The organism is Bradyrhizobium sp. UFLA06-06 (genome assembly GCF_054820065.1).
The window spans coordinates 140,226-157,746 of sequence record NZ_JADFUD010000009.1; the positions used below are offsets into that span (position 1 = coordinate 140,226).

16 protein-coding genes are annotated in these 17,521 nt (G+C 65.8%); 6 read left to right on the top strand and 10 right to left on the bottom strand.

The annotated features are described in order from the left end of the window. The first annotated feature begins 78 nt into the window (after window positions 1-78). From ygfZ to IF803_RS10705, 5 genes are all read left to right on the top strand, one after another. A complete protein-coding gene (gene ygfZ / locus IF803_RS10685; protein WP_461192120.1) occupies window positions 79-960 on the top strand; it encodes a CAF17-like 4Fe-4S cluster assembly/insertion protein YgfZ in 882 nt (293 codons plus the stop codon). Beyond that, window positions 957-1,583 (top strand): DNA-3-methyladenine glycosylase I, encoded by a 627-nt coding sequence (locus IF803_RS10690; protein ID WP_092116040.1) that lies wholly within the window; start codon window positions 957-959, stop codon window positions 1,581-1,583. The genes ygfZ and IF803_RS10690 overlap by 4 nt, the downstream gene beginning before the upstream one ends. After that, the gene (locus tag IF803_RS10695) at window positions 1,580-2,191 is read left to right on the top strand and encodes a YfbR-like 5'-deoxynucleotidase (RefSeq protein ID WP_461192121.1); all 612 of its coding nucleotides are present in this window, start codon (window positions 1,580-1,582) and stop codon (window positions 2,189-2,191) included. The genes IF803_RS10690 and IF803_RS10695 overlap by 4 nt, the downstream gene beginning before the upstream one ends. 115 nt (window positions 2,192-2,306) lie before the next feature. Then, on the top strand, window positions 2,307-2,813 hold the full coding sequence (locus tag IF803_RS10700) for a tyrosine phosphatase family protein (RefSeq protein ID WP_461192122.1): 507 nt from the start codon (window positions 2,307-2,309) through the stop codon (window positions 2,811-2,813). A 109-nt stretch (window positions 2,814-2,922) separates the two neighbouring features. Further along, window positions 2,923-5,628: a DUF2339 domain-containing protein gene (locus tag IF803_RS10705; protein ID WP_461192123.1), complete on the top strand. Its 2,706-nt coding sequence runs from the start codon at window positions 2,923-2,925 to the stop codon at window positions 5,626-5,628. 25 nt (window positions 5,629-5,653) lie between these two features. On the opposite strand, the gene IF803_RS10710 is transcribed toward IF803_RS10705, so the two are convergent. The 7 genes from IF803_RS10710 to IF803_RS10740 all read right to left on the bottom strand — a co-directional run bounded on the left by IF803_RS10710 (window position 5,654) and on the right by IF803_RS10740 (window position 14,495). After that, window positions 5,654-5,887 carry a DUF6894 family protein gene (locus IF803_RS10710; RefSeq protein WP_016844381.1) on the bottom strand — a complete coding sequence of 78 codons (234 nt, stop codon included), beginning with the start codon at window positions 5,885-5,887 and terminating at the stop codon, window positions 5,654-5,656. Between the two features lie 139 nt (window positions 5,888-6,026). Next, the gene (locus IF803_RS10715) at window positions 6,027-6,605 is read right to left on the bottom strand and encodes a hypothetical protein (RefSeq protein WP_028343719.1); all 579 of its coding nucleotides are present in this window, start codon (window positions 6,603-6,605) and stop codon (window positions 6,027-6,029) included. Window positions 6,606-6,791: 186 nt separating this feature from the next. Continuing rightward, a complete protein-coding gene (gene acuI / locus IF803_RS10720; RefSeq protein ID WP_461192124.1) occupies window positions 6,792-7,778 on the bottom strand; it encodes an acrylyl-CoA reductase (NADPH) in 987 nt (328 codons plus the stop codon). Between the two features lie 130 nt (window positions 7,779-7,908). Further along, entirely contained in the window at window positions 7,909-9,153 is a 1,245-nt protein-coding gene (locus IF803_RS10725; RefSeq protein ID WP_028343717.1) for an MFS transporter, read from the bottom strand. A gap of 390 nt (window positions 9,154-9,543) precedes the next feature. Continuing rightward, on the bottom strand, window positions 9,544-11,022 hold the full coding sequence (locus IF803_RS10730; protein WP_461192125.1) for a cell wall hydrolase: 1,479 nt from the start codon (window positions 11,020-11,022) through the stop codon (window positions 9,544-9,546). 328 nt (window positions 11,023-11,350) lie between these two features. Beyond that, window positions 11,351-14,248 carry a pyruvate, phosphate dikinase gene (gene ppdK, locus IF803_RS10735; protein WP_461192126.1) on the bottom strand — a complete coding sequence of 966 codons (2,898 nt, stop codon included), beginning with the start codon at window positions 14,246-14,248 and terminating at the stop codon, window positions 11,351-11,353. Between the two features lie 91 nt (window positions 14,249-14,339). Continuing rightward, on the bottom strand, window positions 14,340-14,495 hold the full coding sequence (locus IF803_RS10740) for a DUF3096 domain-containing protein (RefSeq protein ID WP_461192127.1): 156 nt from the start codon (window positions 14,493-14,495) through the stop codon (window positions 14,340-14,342). Window positions 14,496-14,729: 234 nt separating this feature from the next. Here IF803_RS10740 and IF803_RS10745 point away from each other — a divergent pair, with 234 nt between their 5' ends. Continuing rightward, on the top strand, window positions 14,730-15,089 hold the full coding sequence (locus IF803_RS10745) for a DUF1236 domain-containing protein (RefSeq protein WP_028343713.1): 360 nt from the start codon (window positions 14,730-14,732) through the stop codon (window positions 15,087-15,089). Window positions 15,090-15,313: 224 nt separating this feature from the next. Here the strand turns inward: IF803_RS10745 and IF803_RS10750 are convergent, their stop codons facing one another. The 3 genes from IF803_RS10750 to IF803_RS10760 form a co-directional block, all read right to left on the bottom strand. Beyond that, window positions 15,314-16,414, bottom strand: a complete 1,101-nt coding sequence (locus IF803_RS10750) for a hypothetical protein (protein ID WP_461192128.1) — start codon at window positions 16,412-16,414, stop codon at window positions 15,314-15,316. A 137-nt stretch (window positions 16,415-16,551) separates the two neighbouring features. After that, complete coding sequence (locus tag IF803_RS10755) at window positions 16,552-16,926, bottom strand: GFA family protein (protein ID WP_461192129.1); 375 nt, start codon at window positions 16,924-16,926, stop codon at window positions 16,552-16,554. Further along, window positions 16,923-17,519 carry a class I SAM-dependent methyltransferase gene (locus IF803_RS10760; protein WP_461192130.1) on the bottom strand — a complete coding sequence of 199 codons (597 nt, stop codon included), beginning with the start codon at window positions 17,517-17,519 and terminating at the stop codon, window positions 16,923-16,925. Before IF803_RS10760 ends, IF803_RS10755 begins: the two co-directional genes overlap by 4 nt. Between the last annotated feature and the right edge of the window lie 2 nt (window positions 17,520-17,521).

Below are 17,521 nucleotides of genomic sequence, written 5' to 3' on the forward strand. Positions count from 1 at the left end.
CTCTAGCGCCTTAGCTTGGCAGGGGATATCGCGGCCTGCGCGTTTCCCAAGGAACTTGGAAAAGAGCCAATTTTGCGAATGAAAGCAGCGTTTCTTCCAGATCGGGGCGTGGTCAAGGTCTCTGGCGAGGACGCCCGCAACTTCCTCAACGGCCTCATCACCGCCGACATCGCCGAGTTGCGCGCGGGACAGGCCCGGTTTGGCGCGCTGCTGACGCCGCAGGGCAAGATCATCGTCGATTTCCTGATCACCGAGATACCTGCCGGCCATGGCGGCGGCTTTTTGATCGACGCGCCGCGCGCGCTCGCCAAGGGCCTTGCCGACAAGCTCGGCTTCTACAAGCTGCGCGCCAAGGTCGTGGTCGAGAACCTCACGGACAGCCTCGGCGTGCTGGCCGCCTGGGATGGCGAGCCGGCGGCGACACCGGATCTCGCGTTCGCCGATCCGCGCAACGCGGCGCTTGGCTGGCGCATCCTGATCCCGGAAGATTTGAAGCAGAAGCTCGCTGAGCTGATCGGAGCCGATCTCGTCGACTCCAGCGCCTACGAGGCGCATCGGATCGCCACCGGCGTGCCGCGCGGCGGGCTCGACTTCATGTATGGCGACGCCTTCCCGCACGAGACCAACATGGACCGCCTCAACGGCGTCGATTTCGACAAGGGCTGCTATGTCGGCCAGGAGGTGGTGTCGCGCATGCAGCACCGCGGCACGGCGCGCACCCGCACGGTGAAGATCATTCTCGATGGTCCCGCGCCAGAGGCTGGCGCAACGATCCTGGCCGGCGACAAGCAGGTGGGCACCATCGGTTCGACCGCTGGCGAGAAAGGTCTCGCGCTGGTCCGCATCGACCGCGTCGCCGACGCGCTCGACGCCGGGCTAGCGCTGACCGCGGGCGGGCTGTCGCTTCACCTCGCCGAACCTGACGCCGTCCGCATCACATCCAAGCACACCGTCGCATGAGCCGTACCGCGCAACTGCATCCCGACGGCAAGACGCGCTGCCCCTGGCCGGGCGAGGATGCGTTCTACGTCGCCTATCACGACAATGAATGGGGCGTGCCGGAATATGACGACCGCGCGCTCTATGAAAAGCTGATCCTCGACGGCTTCCAGGCCGGCCTGTCCTGGATCACGATCCTGCGCAAGCGCGAGAACTTCCGCAAAGCCTTCGACGATTTCCAGCCCGAGAAGATCGCGCGCTACACCGACAAGAAGGTGCATGCGCTGATGAACGACGCCGGCATCGTCCGCAACCGCGCCAAGATCGAAGGCACGGTGGCGAGCGCCAAGTCCTATCTCGAGATCATGGAGAAAGGCCCCGGCTTCTCGAAATTCCTGTGGGATTTCGTCGACGGCAAGCCGAAGGTCAACCAGTTCAAGACCACCGCGAGCGTGCCGGCGTCGACGCCGGTCTCGATCAAGGTCTCCAAGGAGCTCGGCGCGCGCGGCTTCAAGTTCGTCGGCCCCACCATCGTCTACGCCTTCATGCAGGCGACCGGCATGGTCAACGACCACCTCGTCACCTGCTTCTGCCACGAAGCCTGCAGCGGCAAGCTCCGCACGCCGCGACTCAAGAAGAAATGACGGCGCGCAAATCGACGGAGGCAACCCGCGCCTGGCAGCGGATGTTGTCGGGGCGCCGGCTGGACCTGCTCGATCCGTCACCGCTCGATATCGAGATCGTCGACATCGCGCACGGGTTGGCGCGGGTCGCGCGCTGGAATGGCCAGACCAGCGGCGCGCACATCTTCTCGGTGGCGCAGCATACGTTGCTGGTCGAGGCGGTGATGCGCCAGCAGATGCCGCGCGTCGATATCAGCCATCGTCTCGCCGCCCTGCTGCATGACGCACCCGAATATGTCATTGGCGACATGATCTCGCCGTTCAAGGCGGTGCTGGCCGGCGAATACAAAGTGGTGGAGAAGCGGCTGTTGTCGGCGATCCATGTCCGCTTCGGCCTGCCCGCCGTGCTGGCGGACGAGATCACCCAGCAGATCAAGGCCGCCGATCGCGGCGCCGCGTATCTGGAGGCGACGCATCTGGCGGGATTTTCGCAAGCCGAGGCCAAGCGGCTGTTCGGCCGCGATCCGGAACTGCCGGAAGCGACCGAACGCGACTATCTGACGCCGTGGACCGCAGCGCGGGCCGAAAAGCAGTTCCTCGAGCGCTTCAAGGCATTGCACTCGTCATAGGAGCGGCACACGTGCCGCCGGTTGCGCCGCAAAACGAAGAATCGGCATGGCACCCCCGCCTTTGCCCACTCGGGAGCAGCCGTTATAATCCGGTACACCCGATAGAAGGACCATCATGCTTCACGTCTGCTCGCTTGCCGCACTCTCCGACACGGTTCGCGCCACCGGCGCCAGCCATGTGCTGACCGTGATGGCCAATGTCGACCAGGTTCAGCGGCCGCCCTCCGTGCTGCCGGCCAACCACCTGAAAGTGTCGATGGACGACATCATCGAACGGATGGACGGGTTCGTTGCGCCCAACGAGACGCATATCGAGAAGGTGCTGAGCTTCGTGCGCGGCTGGGATCGCCAAGCACCGATGGTGGTGCATTGCTACGCCGGCATCAGCCGCTCGACCGCGAGCGCATTTGCCACGGTCTGCGCGCTCAACCCGCACCGCGACGAAATGTCCATCGCCCGGATGATCCGCGAGGCCTCGCCGATCGCGGCCCCCAACCGGCTGATCGTCAGCCTCGCCGACAAGGCGCTGGGACGCGAGGGCCGGATGCTGCGCGCACTCGACGCGATGGGTCCCGGCAGCATGAGCGTCGAAGGCCGGCCTTTCCACATCGATCTGGACTAAGCGCGGCCGGTCACGCCCGATCGCTTGAACTTCCGGTCCTCCTCACTGCACTACTAGGTTGCGACGGGCCGCCGGCTGGCCAAGTCCGGCGCGTCCTGCCGGAGGCCCAATGTTCGATTCGCCGTTCGACTTCCTGACGCTGGTCCTTGCCATCGTCGCTATCATTTTCGCGCGCAAGGCGCTGGGCCGGATCGACCTGCTGCAGCGACGGCTGGATGCGATCGAGGCAGCGGGCGGCGCCGCCGTGCGGACGGCCGTGCCGCCGCCGCTGGCCCCGCTGCAGGAGTTCGAGCAACCGCTGCCGACGGTGCCTTCCGCCGCGCCGCCACCGCTCCCGGAGGCGGCTCCCGGCGAGCCAGCCGCGCAGAGCGAGCCAGCCGCGGACGCGCCCGGCGCCGCACCGCCGCCCCTGCCGGAGCCGCCAGCTCCGCCGCAGCCGGCTCCCGGCTTCGAGGAGACGCTCGGCACGCGCTGGGTGGTTTGGATCGGCGGCCTGACGCTCGCGCTCGGCGGCTTCTTTATGGTGCGCTATTCGATCGAGGCCGGATTGCTCGGCCCCGGCGTTCGCACGATGCTCGGCGGATTGTTTGCGCTGGCGCTGCTCGGCGCCGGTGAATGGACCAGGCGCCAGGAAAGCATCTCCAACATCGCCGCGCTGCCGATCGCCAACATCCCGGCGATCCTCACCGCCGCCGGCACCGCGGTGGCGTTTGCCACCGTCTACGCCGCCTATGCGCTGTACGACTTCCTCGCGCCGGCAACCGCTTTCATCCTGCTCGGCATGGTCGCGCTCGGCGCGCTGGCGGCCGCGCTGCTGCACGGACCCGCGCTGGCCGGGCTCGGCATCGTCGGCGCCTTCGTCACGCCGCTCCTGGTGTCGTCAGACAAGCCCGACTTCTGGTCGCTCTACATCTACCTCGCCATCGTCACGGCGGCAGCCTTCGCACTTGCCCGCATCCGGCTGTGGCGCTGGCTCGCGGTCACGACGATCGCCTTCGCGCTGCTGTGGACCTTTCCGTGCCTGGCATGCGGGCCCGAGATGATCGCGCCGCACGTCTTCCATGTGATCGCAGGCTTCGTGCTGGCGGCGCTGCTCGTGGTCTGCGGCTTCATGTTCGGTCCCGACGGCGATGGCGAGGAGATCGAGCCGATCTCCTCGGGCTCGCTCGCCGCCTATCTGCTTGGCGCGATGCTGATCGTGCTCAACAGCGCGCACGCCGACACGGCGATGATCGGCTTTGCGCTGCTGACAGCCGCAAGCCTCTTTGTCGCCTGGCGCGCGCCTGCCGCCGCCGGAGCGATCGGCGCTGCATCGGTGTTCGTCTTCATCGTGTTCGGCGAATGGGCCGTCCGCCGCAACGTCGACATGCTGGTGCTGCCGGGCGGTGCGATCCCCGGCATCGGCCCGTCCGCGACCGATGGCTCGGTCTCGCTGCATCTCGTCACCGCGGCGCTTTTCGCAGCCGCCTTCGGCATCGCCGGCTTCCTCGCGCAATTCCGTTTTGTCACCACGAAGGTGACGGTGACCTGGGCTGCAGCGGCGGTGTTCACGCCGGTCGCGCTGCTGGTCGCGCTCTATGCACGCATCGCGCATCTCGACCGTTCGATCCCGTTCGCGATATCAGCCGTGCTGCTGGCGGCGGCCTACGCAGCCGCGACCGAGGCGCTGACCCGGCGCGGCGAGCGGCCGGAGCTGTCGCCCTCGATTGCGTTGTCCGCCACCGGCGCGCTCGCCTCGCTGGCGCTGGCGCTGACCTTCGCGCTCGACAAGGGCTGGCTCACCATCGCGCTCGCGCTGGTCTCGATGGGTACGGCGTGGCTGTCGGTGCGGCGGCCGATCCCGTTCCTGCGCTGGCTTGCCGCGATCCTGGCCGGCATCGTCGTGCTGCGCGTCGGCTATGAGCCGCGGATCGCGGGCGACGCCGTCGGCAGCACGCCGATCTTCAACTGGCTGCTGTGGGGTTATGGCGTTCCGGCGCTGTCATTCTGGGCGGCAAGCCATTTCCTGCGCCGCAACGGCGACGACGTCCCGCTGCGCATCGTCGAGTCCGCCGCGATCCTGTTCACGGTGCTGCTCGCCTTCATGGAGATCCGCCACGCGGTCAATAGCGGCGATGTCTACTACGCCAGCGCCGGGCTGACCGAGGTCGCACTGCAGGTCGGCGTGACACTTGCGATGGCGATCGGACTGGAGCGGCTGCGCCTGCGCAGCGGCAGCATCGTGCATAATGTCGGCGCGATCCTGCTGACCGCGTTCGCCGGGCTTGCCAGCCTGTTCGGGCTGCTGGCGCTGGAGAACCCGATGCTGTGGTGGCAGGACGTCGGCGGCAGCTTCATCAACCTGCTGCTGCTCGGCTATGCGCTGCCGGCGGTGCTGGCGCTGCTGCTGTCCTATGCGGTGGCGGGCCATCGTCCTGCCGGCTACGCCAACACGATCGCCGCCGGCGCGCTGGTCCTTGCGCTCGCCTATGTCACGTTCGAAGTCCGCAGGCTCTACCATGGACCGGTGCTGACACGCGGCGAGACCACGGGCGCGGAGCAATACACCTATTCGATCGCCTGGCTGATGTTCGGCGTCGCGCTGCTCGGCGTCGGCATCATGGTCAACTCGCAGCGGGCGCGGCTCGCGTCTGCTGCGGTGATCGGGCTGACGATCCTGAAGGCGTTCCTGATCGACATGTCGACGCTCACTGGTGTCTACCGGGCGCTGTCGTTCATGTGCCTTGGCGTCGTGCTGGTCGCGATCGGCTGGCTGTATCAGCGGATTCTGTTTCGCAGGCGGGCCGCTCCGCCGCTCGCGCAGGCCGAGGGTTAGAACCTGCCGTCTCGAAAGACAGTCTTTAGTCGACGGACTCGGCGACCAGTCGAATCCTGAACACGGGTTTTCTGCCCTCGTCGAGCAGCTCCATGTGCCATTCGCTGTTCTGCTTCAGATTACGCGAAATGCTGCCGAGGAAATTTCCGCAGACCTTGGTCATCTCGGCCCAGGCCACGTCGCGGCTTTCAAACTCCGTCGCGTGGTCGGATGCACCAGCGTAATCGCCGTCACTGATTCGAAAAAAATATTGCGCCATATGACTACTCAAAATCAGAGTCCCCAATGTCCCGCCTCGCGGCGAACGCCAGGTATTGAGTAGCGAGCAAGGCGTGGCGACCGCCATCCGTATGACTACGGCTTGGCAGCGCTATTCCCGTTAGCGCGCAGATGAAAGGTTAGTCAGTGGAGCGACGCAATTCCGGCGCGCTCTCGACCTTGGCGGGCTCGGCCTTGACCGGCTCGAGCTTCGCGCTTCCGACCTGCGGCGTCTCAACGCGCGACACTTCGGTCTGCGAGGCATCCGCGGATCGGGTGCGCGGATGCAGCGAGCGCGGACGCGCCGCCGCGCGCGCCATCAGCATCTGCTGGCCGCCCTGGTGATGGAAATCGCAATAGGCAAAGCCCATGCCGGAGACCGAACCGCGGAACGTGCGGTCATCCTGCTTGTCGAGATTGAAGCACGGTTCGAACGGAATGCCCTTCAGGGACGCGCAAACGCTCTGACCGCGGATCTGCAGCGTGTTGCCGGGCAGGCGCACGTGACGGATCGGCCCCGAGCCGGAGAACTGGATCGAGCCTGTCGCACCCAGATCGTCGAGGATGCGGCCGGCGCCACGGGTGCCATCGAAACAGGTGAACGCGAACACCTTGCCGGCGACGAACCTGCGGGCCTCATCGGCGTTCATCTGGCCCGCGAATGCCGGCACGACCATCGCTCCGGCCGTGACGGCCCCCAACACCAAACGCGCAAGCATGAGCTACTCCACTGACGAGCGCGGGCACCCGCTCCTTGTTGCGCATGATCCCCGCACCAACGCTTCTCGGCGTCTGCGCGAGGAAACCCGGCCCCCCGGGATCATGCCGCAAGTCTCTTTACCCGCTGCTTACCATACCAACAGTGGCAACATTGGAGCAGCTTGGTTGGTAAAGTCTGAACGTCCTCAGACTATTTTTACCACGATGCGGCCGCGGACCTGGCCACCAAGGATTTTCGCGCCAAAGTCCATGACTTCGTCCAAGGCAATTTCGTGAGTGATATCAGCCAGTTTCGCCTTATCCAGGTCGCTGGCAAGACGGCGCCAGGCGGTCCTGCGCAGTTCGATCGGACACATCACTGAATCGATACCGAGAAGGCACACACCCCGCAAAATGAAGGGCGCGACCGACGACGGCAGGTCCATACCGGCCGCCAGACCGCAGGCTGCGATGGCTCCGCCGTACTTGGTCATCGACAGCAGGTTGGCGAGCGTGGTCGACCCGACGCTGTCGACGCCGCCGGCCCAGCGCTCCTTCGCCAGCGCCTTTGGCGCACCTGACAGTTCGGCGCGGTCGATCACCTCGGCGGCGCCGAGACCCTTGAGATAGTCGGTCTCCGACATCCGCCCGGTCGACGCGATGACGTGGTAGCCGAGCTTCGACAGCACGGCGATCGCCACCGAGCCGACGCCGCCGGCGGCACCCGTGACCACCACCGGGCCGCTCTTCGGGGTCAGGCCGTGCTTCTCCAGCGCCAGCACCGAGAGCATCGCGGTATAGCCGGCGGTACCGACCGCCATCGCATCGCGGGCCGAGATGCCGTCGGGCAGCCGCACCAGCCAGTCGCCCTTGACCCGGGCCTTTTCCGCATAGGCGCCGAGATGGGTCTCGCCCATGCCCCAGCCGTTGCAGACGACCTTGTCGCCCGCCTTCCAGTCCGGATGGCTGGATTGCTCGACCGTGCCGGCGAAATCGATGCCGGCGATCATCGGGAACCGGCGCACCACCGGCGCCTTGCCGGTCAGTGCGAGACCGTCCTTGTAGTTCAGCGTCGACCATTCGACGCGGACGGTGACGTCGCCGTCCATCAGCTCGGCTTCATCGAATTGGGTGAGTGCGGCGGTGGTACCCTTGTCCGCCTTGTCGATCCTGATTGCCTTGAACGTTGCCACGATGTGCACTCCCCGTAATCTTGGTTTCGGGGAATGGTTTAGAACATGATCCGGGAAAGTGGAAACCGGTTTTCCCTCGCGACAAACGCGGAACGCGTTTGCGCGGAGATCATGCTCACTACAAAGAGCATCAGGCAGGCTGCGCAACCGGGCGGACGACGGGCTTTTCGACGATCGGCAGATTGATCAGCGCCGACAGCACGCCAAACAGCACCGACAGCCACCAGATCGGGGTGTAGGAGCCATACTGCTCGAACACGATGCCGCCGAGCCAGACTCCGAGGAAGCCGCCAACCTGATGGCTGACGAAGGCGAAGCCGTACAGCGTCGCAAACCAGCGCGTGCCGAACATCAGCGCCACCAGCGCCGAAGTCGGCGGCACTGTGGAGAGCCAGGTCAAGCCAGAGATCGCGCCGAACGCGATCGCCGAGAAGGTCGTGATCGGGAACGAAATGAAGGCGATGATCGACAGCGCGCGGGTGAAGTAGATCACCGACAGGATGTAGCGCTTCGGGAAGACGTTCTGCAGCCAGCCGACGCTGAGCGAGCCCACGATGTTGAACAGGCCGATCGCCGCGATCACCCAGCCGCCGGTCGATGCCGGAATGCCGCGATCGGCGAGATAGGCCGGCAAATGCACGGTGATGAAGGCGAGCTGGAAGCCGCAGGTGAAGAAGCCGAGCACCAGCAGCACGTAGGAGCGATGGCCGAACGCCTCCGCCAGCGCGGTCTTGAACGACTGCTGATCGGCGGGCGCAGCGTCATTCGTCTCCGCCGGCGGCGTCGAGAGCGCCAGCGACAACGGCAGGATCAGCAGCATCAGCGCGCCGAATACGAGGAGCGCGGTCTGCCAGCCGAAATTGTCGATCATCGCGACGCCGAACGGCGCGAACAGGAATTGGCCGAACGAGCCCGCGGCGGTGCCGGCGCCGAGCGCAATGCCGCGCTGCGCGGGCGGCAGCAGCTTGCTGAACGCTGACAGCACCAGGTTGAACGAGGAGCCCGACAGGCCGAAGCCGATCAAGACGCCGGCGCCAAGGTTGAGCGAGAGCGGCGTCGCCGAGTAACGCATCAGGAGCAGGCCCGCGGCGTAAAGCAGTGCGCCGACGACCATCACACGCAGCAGGCCGAAGCGGTCGGCAATCGCACCGGCGATCGGCTGGCCGAGCCCCCACAGCAGGTTCTGCAGCGCCAGCGCGAGGCCGAACACGTCGCGGCCCCAGGTGAATTCATGACTCATCGGCTGGACGAAGAAGCCGAGGCTGGAGCGCGGGCCGAAGCTCAGCAGCGCAATCGCGCAGCCGCAGACGATGATGACAAGCGGCGTGCGCCACGTGCCCGACGTCGGTCGAAGATCCCCGGTGGTAACGGCCATCTTGTCTTCCCCAGCAACTGCTGCGCGGGGAGCAGCCCCGCCGAACATTACGGGGAATTAATGCAGGTGCATGAAAACCCCAAGAGGGGCCGGAGAAAAATATTCGCCTGCAGGGCTGCTCTGCAGAATCGGAGAGGATGATGACCGTCATTCCGGGGCAGGCCCTGCCGGCCATCCCGGAACGACGTCGTTAGGTTGCGACGCGTCTGCCCCGAAATCGCGACGGCTCAGGCCCGAATGGCGGGGAACGTTGCCGTCTCCTCCCCCTGAAAGGGGGAAGGTTGGGATGGGGGTCAAGCATCGCTGCTCGTGGAGGGACCAGATCCCCACCGCTTTGCTCTGACGAGCAAAGCGACCTCCCCATTTCAAGGGGAGGTTAGGTTGGCAGCCCTATCGCCTGGCGCTGGCCTGCTCGGCCGAGCTCTGGGCGGCCTCGGCAAGTTGCGCCGAGATCTTGGCGGTCTCGGCCGGGTTGCCCCAGCTCGGCGCGTCGCTGCCGTCGCCCCAGGCGCGCGGGCGATAGAAGGTGTGGACGCCGAACTTGTACATCTTCTTCATCTCGCTGACCCAGGACGGCCGCACCCAATAGGCGTGGTAGTGGGTCGAGCGGTCGACTTCCGGCAGCCACAATTCGCCGTCGAGCATCGCCTTCGCGATCTTCCTGGCGCGATCCCACATGTCGGGCTCGCGGACGACGTCAGCGATATTGTCGCAGGCGAAGGTGAACTGACAGGCGTAGTGGCGGTTCTTGTTCTGGTAGACCACGCCGCACACCGTCTCCGGATATTTGCCGGAGAAGGCGCGGTTCAGCACCACCTGGGCGACCGCGATCTGGCCACGCACCGCTTCGCCGCGGGCTTCGAAATAGACCGCCTCGGCGAGGCACTTCTCCGACTTGGCGCGTGACTTCTCGTCGAACAGGCCGAGCCGCTCGGCCGGCGTCTTGGTGTGCTGGTCGTCGGCATTGACCTCGCCCTTCGGCGCGATGCTCTCGCCCATCTCGCCGGCCTTGACCGGACCATCGGCATCGACCGGCAGTGATGCCATCACCTTCATGTCGGGATCGGGCGTTGCTGCCGGCGTCACGACAACCGGCGCCTCGCCGGGCTGCCAGCGTTCGAGGTTCTCCGGCGTGCCGAGCGACGCGCCGAAGAACAGGTTGGCGGTCTGGAATGCGAACGGGTCGCGCTCCCGCGCCGCATCGGCAGGCGCAGCCGCGGGCTTCGCGGGCGCGGGCTTCAGATCGTCGAGCGGGTTGGCCTCGAGCGAGAGCGACACGTCGTTTTGCTGCGGCGACGGCTTGGCATATTGCAGCAAGGGCGGCGCGCGCAGCGCCTCCTGCAATTCAGGATCGAGCGGCGCGCTATCGGCCGGCGCGGTCGCGGTCTTCATGCCTTTGACCGACGAATTCGATGTCGCGGGATCTTCGTTCGCCGGCGCCGTATTTGCAGGCTCCGCAGGTTCGACCTGATCAGGCCGCCGGACGACGAGGCGATCGCCCTTCAGGGTGCGATCGACCTTGGGAAAATCAGATGCCTGGTAGCGCGGCGGCGGGGCTGCGATCGGATTGCGCGTCACCGTTCCGGTGATGTCGAGGTTCGAACTGTCCAGTCTTGCGAGCAGGATTTGCGGGGCTTGCGGCGCGGACGTGCCGATCGGACGGCCGAAACTGTAGGTCGCGACCTGGATGGAGCCGACGGCGGAGGCGAAGACGCGCTTCTGCCAGCGCTCGGCGACGCCGGGCTGCCGGGCCAGGAGCGAGGCAATATCCTGATATCCGATCTCGGTCGGCATAAGTGCGAAGATGCCAAGACCGAGACCGAAGAGCGCAAGACGTGCGCCCTTCGGCTGGTTACGCGACACAAACATCGTACGCTCACGCAACGCTTACTGAGTGCAATCGAACGCGGTACATCCGCGCAATTCGACCTTTCTCGTTGCTAAACCGTTTAGGTTGCCGCGGAGTTAATCGGCGTTGCTCGCGCGCTACACTCAAGCGATCGTAGATGTTTCGCATGTTGCATTGCGCGCCTTGGTAAATGCGCGGCGCACGAAGGTCGTAAACAACCGGTCAACGAAGATGGTGAACAAGGTGTTACGCGGCACCGTCGCTGCGTGCTGACGACAGCGCACGCAACAAGCAAAAATGGCCGGGACTTGGTCCCGGCCATTGCACTTCTCTGAACTACGCAGTCGCTCACGCCTGGCTGGCAATCTCCTTGCCGAGCGCGGCCTGCGCTGCGGCGAGACGCGCGATCGGCACGCGATAGGGCGAGCACGAGACGTAGTCGAGCCCGACCTCGTGGCAGAACGCGACCGACGCGGGATCGCCGCCGTGCTCGCCGCAGATGCCGACCTTGAGGCTCGGCCGCGTCTTGCGGCCGCGGGTGACGCCGATCCTGACGAGTTCGCCGACGCCGTCGCGATCGACCGAGATGAACGGATCGATCTCGAGGATGCCCTTGGCGACATAGGTACCGAGGAAGCTCGCGGCGTCGTCGCGGCTGATGCCGTAGGTGGTCTGCGTCAGGTCGTTGGTGCCGAAGGAGAAGAACTCCGCGGTCTCGGCCACCTCGCCCGCCATCAGGCAGGCGCGCGGCAGCTCGATCATGGTGCCGACCTGGTAGCTCAGCTTGACGCCGGTTTCCTTCATCACCGCGTTGGCGGTCGCATCGATCCGCGCCTTGACCAGATCGAACTCGGCCTTGGTCGCGATCAGCGGCACCATCACCTCGAGACCGACCGGCTTGCCGGTGCGCTTGCCGGCCTCGACGGCGGCCTCGAAGATCGCGCGCGCCTGCATCTCGGCGATTTCCGGATAGGCGATCGCGAGACGGCAGCCGCGGAAGCCGAGCATCGGGTTGAACTCGGAGAGTTCGCGGGCACGGTCGGCGAGCTTGCGCGGATCGGTGTTCATGGCGCGCGCCACTTCCTCGATCTCGGCCTGGGTGTGCGGCAGGAACTCGTGCAGCGGCGGGTCAAGCAGGCGGATCGTGACAGGCATGCCCTGCATGATCTCGAACAGCTCGACGAAGTCGGCGCGCTGCATCGGCAACAGCTTCGACAGCGCGGCGCGGCGCGACTGCTCGTCCTCGGAGAGGATCATCTCGCGCACGGTGCGGATGCGGGTCTCCTCGAAGAACATGTGCTCGGTGCGGCAGAGGCCGATGCCCTCGGCGCCGAACTTCACCGCGGTGCGCGCGTCATCGGGCGTATCGCCGTTGACGCGGACGCCGAGCTTGCGGACCGCGTCGGCCCAGCCCATCAGCGTGCCGAACTCGCCGGACAGCTCCGGCTCGATCATCGGCATGCGGCCGGCCAGCACCTGGCCGACCGAGCCGTCGATGGTGATGACGTCGCCGGTCTTGAAGGTGCGCGAGCCCACGCTCATGGTGCCGCGGCCGTAATCGACGCGGATGGTGCCGCAGCCGGAGACGCAGGGCTTGCCCATGCCGCGCGCAACCACCGCCGCGTGCGAGGTCATGCCGCCGCGGGTGGTGAGGATGCCTTCCGCGGCGTGCATGCCGTGGATGTCTTCCGGGCTGGTCTCGATGCGGACCAGGATGACCTTGCGTCCGTCGGCCTGCAGCTTGGCCGCTTCGTCCGACGAGAACACGATCTCGCCGGAGGCGGCGCCTGGCGACGCCGGCAGGCCGGTCGCGATCACGTCGCGCTTGGCGGCCGGATCGATGGTCGGGTGCAGCAGCTGGTCGAGCGAGGCCGGATCGATCCGCGTCACCGCGTCCTTGCGCGAGATCAGGCCTTCATTGGCGAGCTCGACCGCGATGCGCAGCGCCGCCTTCGCGGTGCGCTTGCCGCCGCGGGTCTGCAGCATCCACAGCTTGCCCTGCTCGACCGTGAACTCCATGTCCTGCATGTCGCGGTAATGCTTCTCGAGCAGCGTGTAGATCCGCGTCAGCTCCTTGAACGCGACCGGCATCGCGGCTTCCATCGACAGCTTGTCGGAGCCGGATTCCTGGCGCGCCTCCTCGGTGATGTCCTGCGGCGTACGGATGCCGGCGACGACGTCCTCGCCCTGCGCGTTGATGAGGAACTCGCCGTAAAGCTTGCTCTCGCCGGTCGAGGGATTGCGGGTGAACGCGACGCCGGTCGCCGAGGTCTCGCCCATGTTGCCGAACACCATCGCCTGCACATTGACGGCGGTGCCCCAGGATTCCGGAATGTCGTGCAGCTTGCGATAGGTCACCGCGCGGGCGTTCATCCAGGATGAGAACACCGCGCCGATCGCGCCCCACAGCTGATCGTGCGGATCCTGCGGGAAGTCGTGACCGGTCTCCTTGGCGACCGCCTCCTTGTACTTGCCGACCAGCTCGACCCAGTCGTCGCCGGTGAGGTCGGTGTCGAGCGAATAGCCCTGGCCGTCCTTGAAGGTGTCGAGGATGTCCTCGAAGTGATGATGCTCGAAGCCGAGCACGACGTCCGAATACATCGTGATGAAGCGGCGATAGCTGTCATAGGCGAAGCGGCGGTCGCCGGAGAGTTCGGCGAGCGCCTCGACGGTGCGGTCGTTGAGGCCGAGGTTGAGCACGGTATCCATCATGCCCGGCATCGAGGCGCGCGCGCCCGAGCGGACCGAGACCAGCAGCGGGTTCTTGGCGTCGCCGAACGTCTTGCCGGTCAGCTTGCCGACATAGTCGAGCGCCTTCTCAACCTGTGCTTTCAGTTCCTTCGGATACGTCTTGTCGTGTTCGTAGAAATAGGTGCAGACCGAGGTCGGAATGGTGAAGCCGGGAGGCACCGGCAGACCGAGATTGGCCATTTCCGCGAGGTTGGCGCCCTTGCCGCCGAGCAGATTGCGCAAGGTCGCCTGGCCCTCGGCCTTGCCGTCGCCGAACGTATAGACCCACTTGCCGGCCTTGATCGCAGCCGGGGCCGCCTTCTTCGCAACGGCCTTCGCCGGCGCCTTGCCGGCCGGCTTTGCAGCCGATTTGGGGGCGGCTTTCGGCGCCGCCTTCGGGGCGCTCTTCTTCAGCGCCTTGCGCACTGGTGCGGCCTTGCGGGCCGCGGCGGAGGGCTTTGATTTCGCTGCTGTTTTCTCGGCAGTTTTCTTGGACTTCGCGACGGCTTTGGCCATGTCAGACAACAATCCGAAAAGAGGGGTCGAAGATGCGCGCCTTACACCATTTTGAGGGGTTCCGCGCAAGCCGCGAAACCCCGCTTTCCCGCTAGAGGTGCAGCCAGCGCAGCAGACCCATCCCCACGAACCCGACGAAGATCAGATAGATCGCGACGATGTAATTGAGGAGCCGCGGCATGATCAGGATCAGGACGCCTGCGATCAGAGCCACGATAGCAGGCAGATGCCCAGCGGTGATGGTCATTGAAGTTTTCTCCGGGGGTTTCTTGGAAGAGCGAATCGAGCGGCAGTTTATCCGCTGCGGCGGTTCCCACATCAAGACGCCCGCGCGGCCTGAGAGTTCCGGTAACTCACGAAAATTGCTCCAAATTGCCGCGTATATGGCGGCGGTTTTCCGGAACATCACCGCAGCCGATGCATTGGCTCGCCGTGCGCATCGGCGAAGGCCGGCGCGCGCCATAAAAGAATGGAGCGAGCCATGCGAAACAGAATACTTGCCGTTGCAGCGGTCGCTGCTGCGATCACGGTGCCGGCTGTTGCCGCACAGGCCCAGACCGTTGGCGTCGTCCGCGGTGGCCCGCCGGTTGCAGTCGATGATGACGAGGGCATTACTGTCGAGCAGCGTCCGGCCTTCCGCGAGTACATCGTGCGCGAGCGCGTGCCGAACTACACGGTTCCGGATCGCATCGTGGTCGGCACCGTGCTGCCGGACGCCGGCGTGACCACTTACGACGTGCCGCAGCGGTTCGGCGCGACGCCCTATCGTTACACCGTCGTGAACGGTGAGACCGTTCTGGTCGAGCCGCGTTCGCGACGGATCGTTCAGGTGGTCGACTAGATCAACGTCAGCACGATCGCCTGAACGACAGTCCGGGCGCCGCGCAAGCGGATGTGCGCGAGGATCGACCGGACCAGAAAGCCCCGTCCGGCCTCCCCTCCGGGCGGGGCTCTTCCGTGTGTTGTGATCGTCGTGTTGTGATGAATTCCAGCGCCTGTCCTTGACGCGCTTTCTTCACGTTCTTCACGCAACCCGCTGCGCGCTTCGCTTGAGTGTCGAGTGGGTTACGATTTGAGGATCGAGAGCAACGTCGAGGTCGACTTGTAGCTCTTGATCGCAGCGTCCTGGAAATCCTGCGTCCAGTTGGTCGCTTGGCGCTCCTCCGCGCTCATCGAGGAATATTGCTTGAGGATGCCGAGGCTGAACTGGCGCGGATCGCCGGCGGTCTGGCTCTGCTTCAGCGCGTCGAGCACGGCGAGACGCGTCCGCGTATTGAGTTCCTGCTTGGCCGCGAAGATCTCCTCGGTGGAGAACTTCTTGTCCTGGTTCAGCGAGATCGCCGAGAGCGAGCGGTTGTCGAGCGAGGAAAGGTCGGCGAGCTGTCCGGTCTTGCGGCGGGAATCGTAGACCAACTCCTTGCCGGTCTTCGCCGCCTCGCTCTTCTGCCGATCGAGGAAGGCGCGCACGTCGCCGGCGATGCTGCTGAAGTCGCGCGCGGTACTCTTCGTGGGAGGCGCCGTCCCCGCCAGCGCGGCCGCGATCGGATCGCCGGAAATTCCAGATGGCGCCGTGTTGGGATCCTGCTGCGTCGCCTGATAGCCCTTCAGCACCGCGGCGCGCTGGCTGGCCCAGGTCGCGGTGGCCTTCTCCTCATCGCTCGCCCCATCGAGATAATCGAGCGCGGCCTTGTAGCTGACGCTGTAGTCGCCGGCCAGGCGCGTGGTCGCCAGCGACGGTTCCAACGCCTTGTCGAAGCGCTGCTTCAGCTCGGTGGCCGCAACCGCCTGCTCGTCCGGCGTGAACTTGCCGCCATTGTTGGTCGAGATCGCAAACAGCGAGCGACGGTCCAGCGTCGAGAGATCGATGGTGGTCTTGCCGTCGACAATCGGCGCCTTGACGCCGGCGACCGTGTAGAGCCGGTCGAGCGTGATGCGCGCATCACTGGTGACGGTGGCAAAATCCGGCAGCGGCACCTTGGCGAGCTGCGCGCGGGCGGCGTCCGACAGCGTGAGGTTGGTTGCGGCGTTGGATGTCGAGGACGCCGACAGATCGCCGGCGGTGCCATCGCCCGACAAGGTCGCTGCCAGTGACGGCGTCGCTGCTGCCCGCGCATAGGCCGAACCATATTGGGCGTAGGGATTGGGCGTGGTGCCGATCGAGGTCAACGGGCGGTCCCTGCATTGGCGCGAGGGGCGATGTCTTAAGAAATCGTTGCTTCGTCAGGACCTTCGCAGGGCATGGTTAACAAATTGCAAATTGTGTCGAAATATTCCGCCGGGACACACCCGTTAGCGGCGGCCGGTCATTTGTCCACGACCCAGGCGTGGCGGCGCTGGGTAAAGACCGATTGCGACGGCGCGGGAAAATCGGGATCCGCGAAGGCGCCGACCGCAACGCCGATCAGATCCGGCGCGCGGCCCGGCTCCCAATAGACCGACGATCCGCAATTCGGGCAGAAGTGAAACACCACGGTAGACCCGATGCCGCCGATCCGGCTGTATTCGCACGCCTCGCCCTGCGCCGCGACATCGGCGCGCGCAAAGAACGCCGCGACGCCATAGGTGCTGCCGGTGCGCTTCTGGCACTCCAGGCAATGACACAGCGATACGTTGAGGGGCTCGCCCTGACAGGTGACGCGGAGCTGTCCGCAGGCACATGTCGCGACCCGCGTCATCATCCCCCGCCCTTGCCGGCGACCAGCCGGTGAATGACCTTGCCAGACGAGGCACTGACGACTTCCGCGTCGAGCAGCAATTCGGCCGCGGCCAGCTCAGCCCGCACCAGTGCGGTATCGAACGCCGCATAGAGCCGGCCATGCGCATCGCGCGCATCGTCACCTCTGGTGACGCGCCAGCTCAGATAGAACACGCCGCCGGGCTTCACGAGTTCGAGCATGCGGCGGACTGATGGCGCGATCAGCGCGTGATCGAGATGCATGATCACGGTCTCGCACAGCACATTGTCGAAGCTGTTGGCGGCGATGCCGGACAGGTCAGGCAATTCGGCGCGGGTGAAGCGCAACGTCGGATAGCGGGCGCGGGCCTCCGCGAGCAGGCCCTCGGAGGCGTCATAGCCTTCGGCCGGAAAGCCGTGGGCATTCAGCCAGGCCACCTCGCGGCCGCTGCCGCAGCCGATATCGGCGGTCGCGCCGCCCTCGATGAAGAATTGCCCGACGATCTCCTGCAGATCGACCGGCGCCGGCTGTTCGTGCCAGTCCTGCGCAAACGCCGCCGCATCCTTGTCGTAAGCGGCGAGCGTCGCGCGGTCCATCG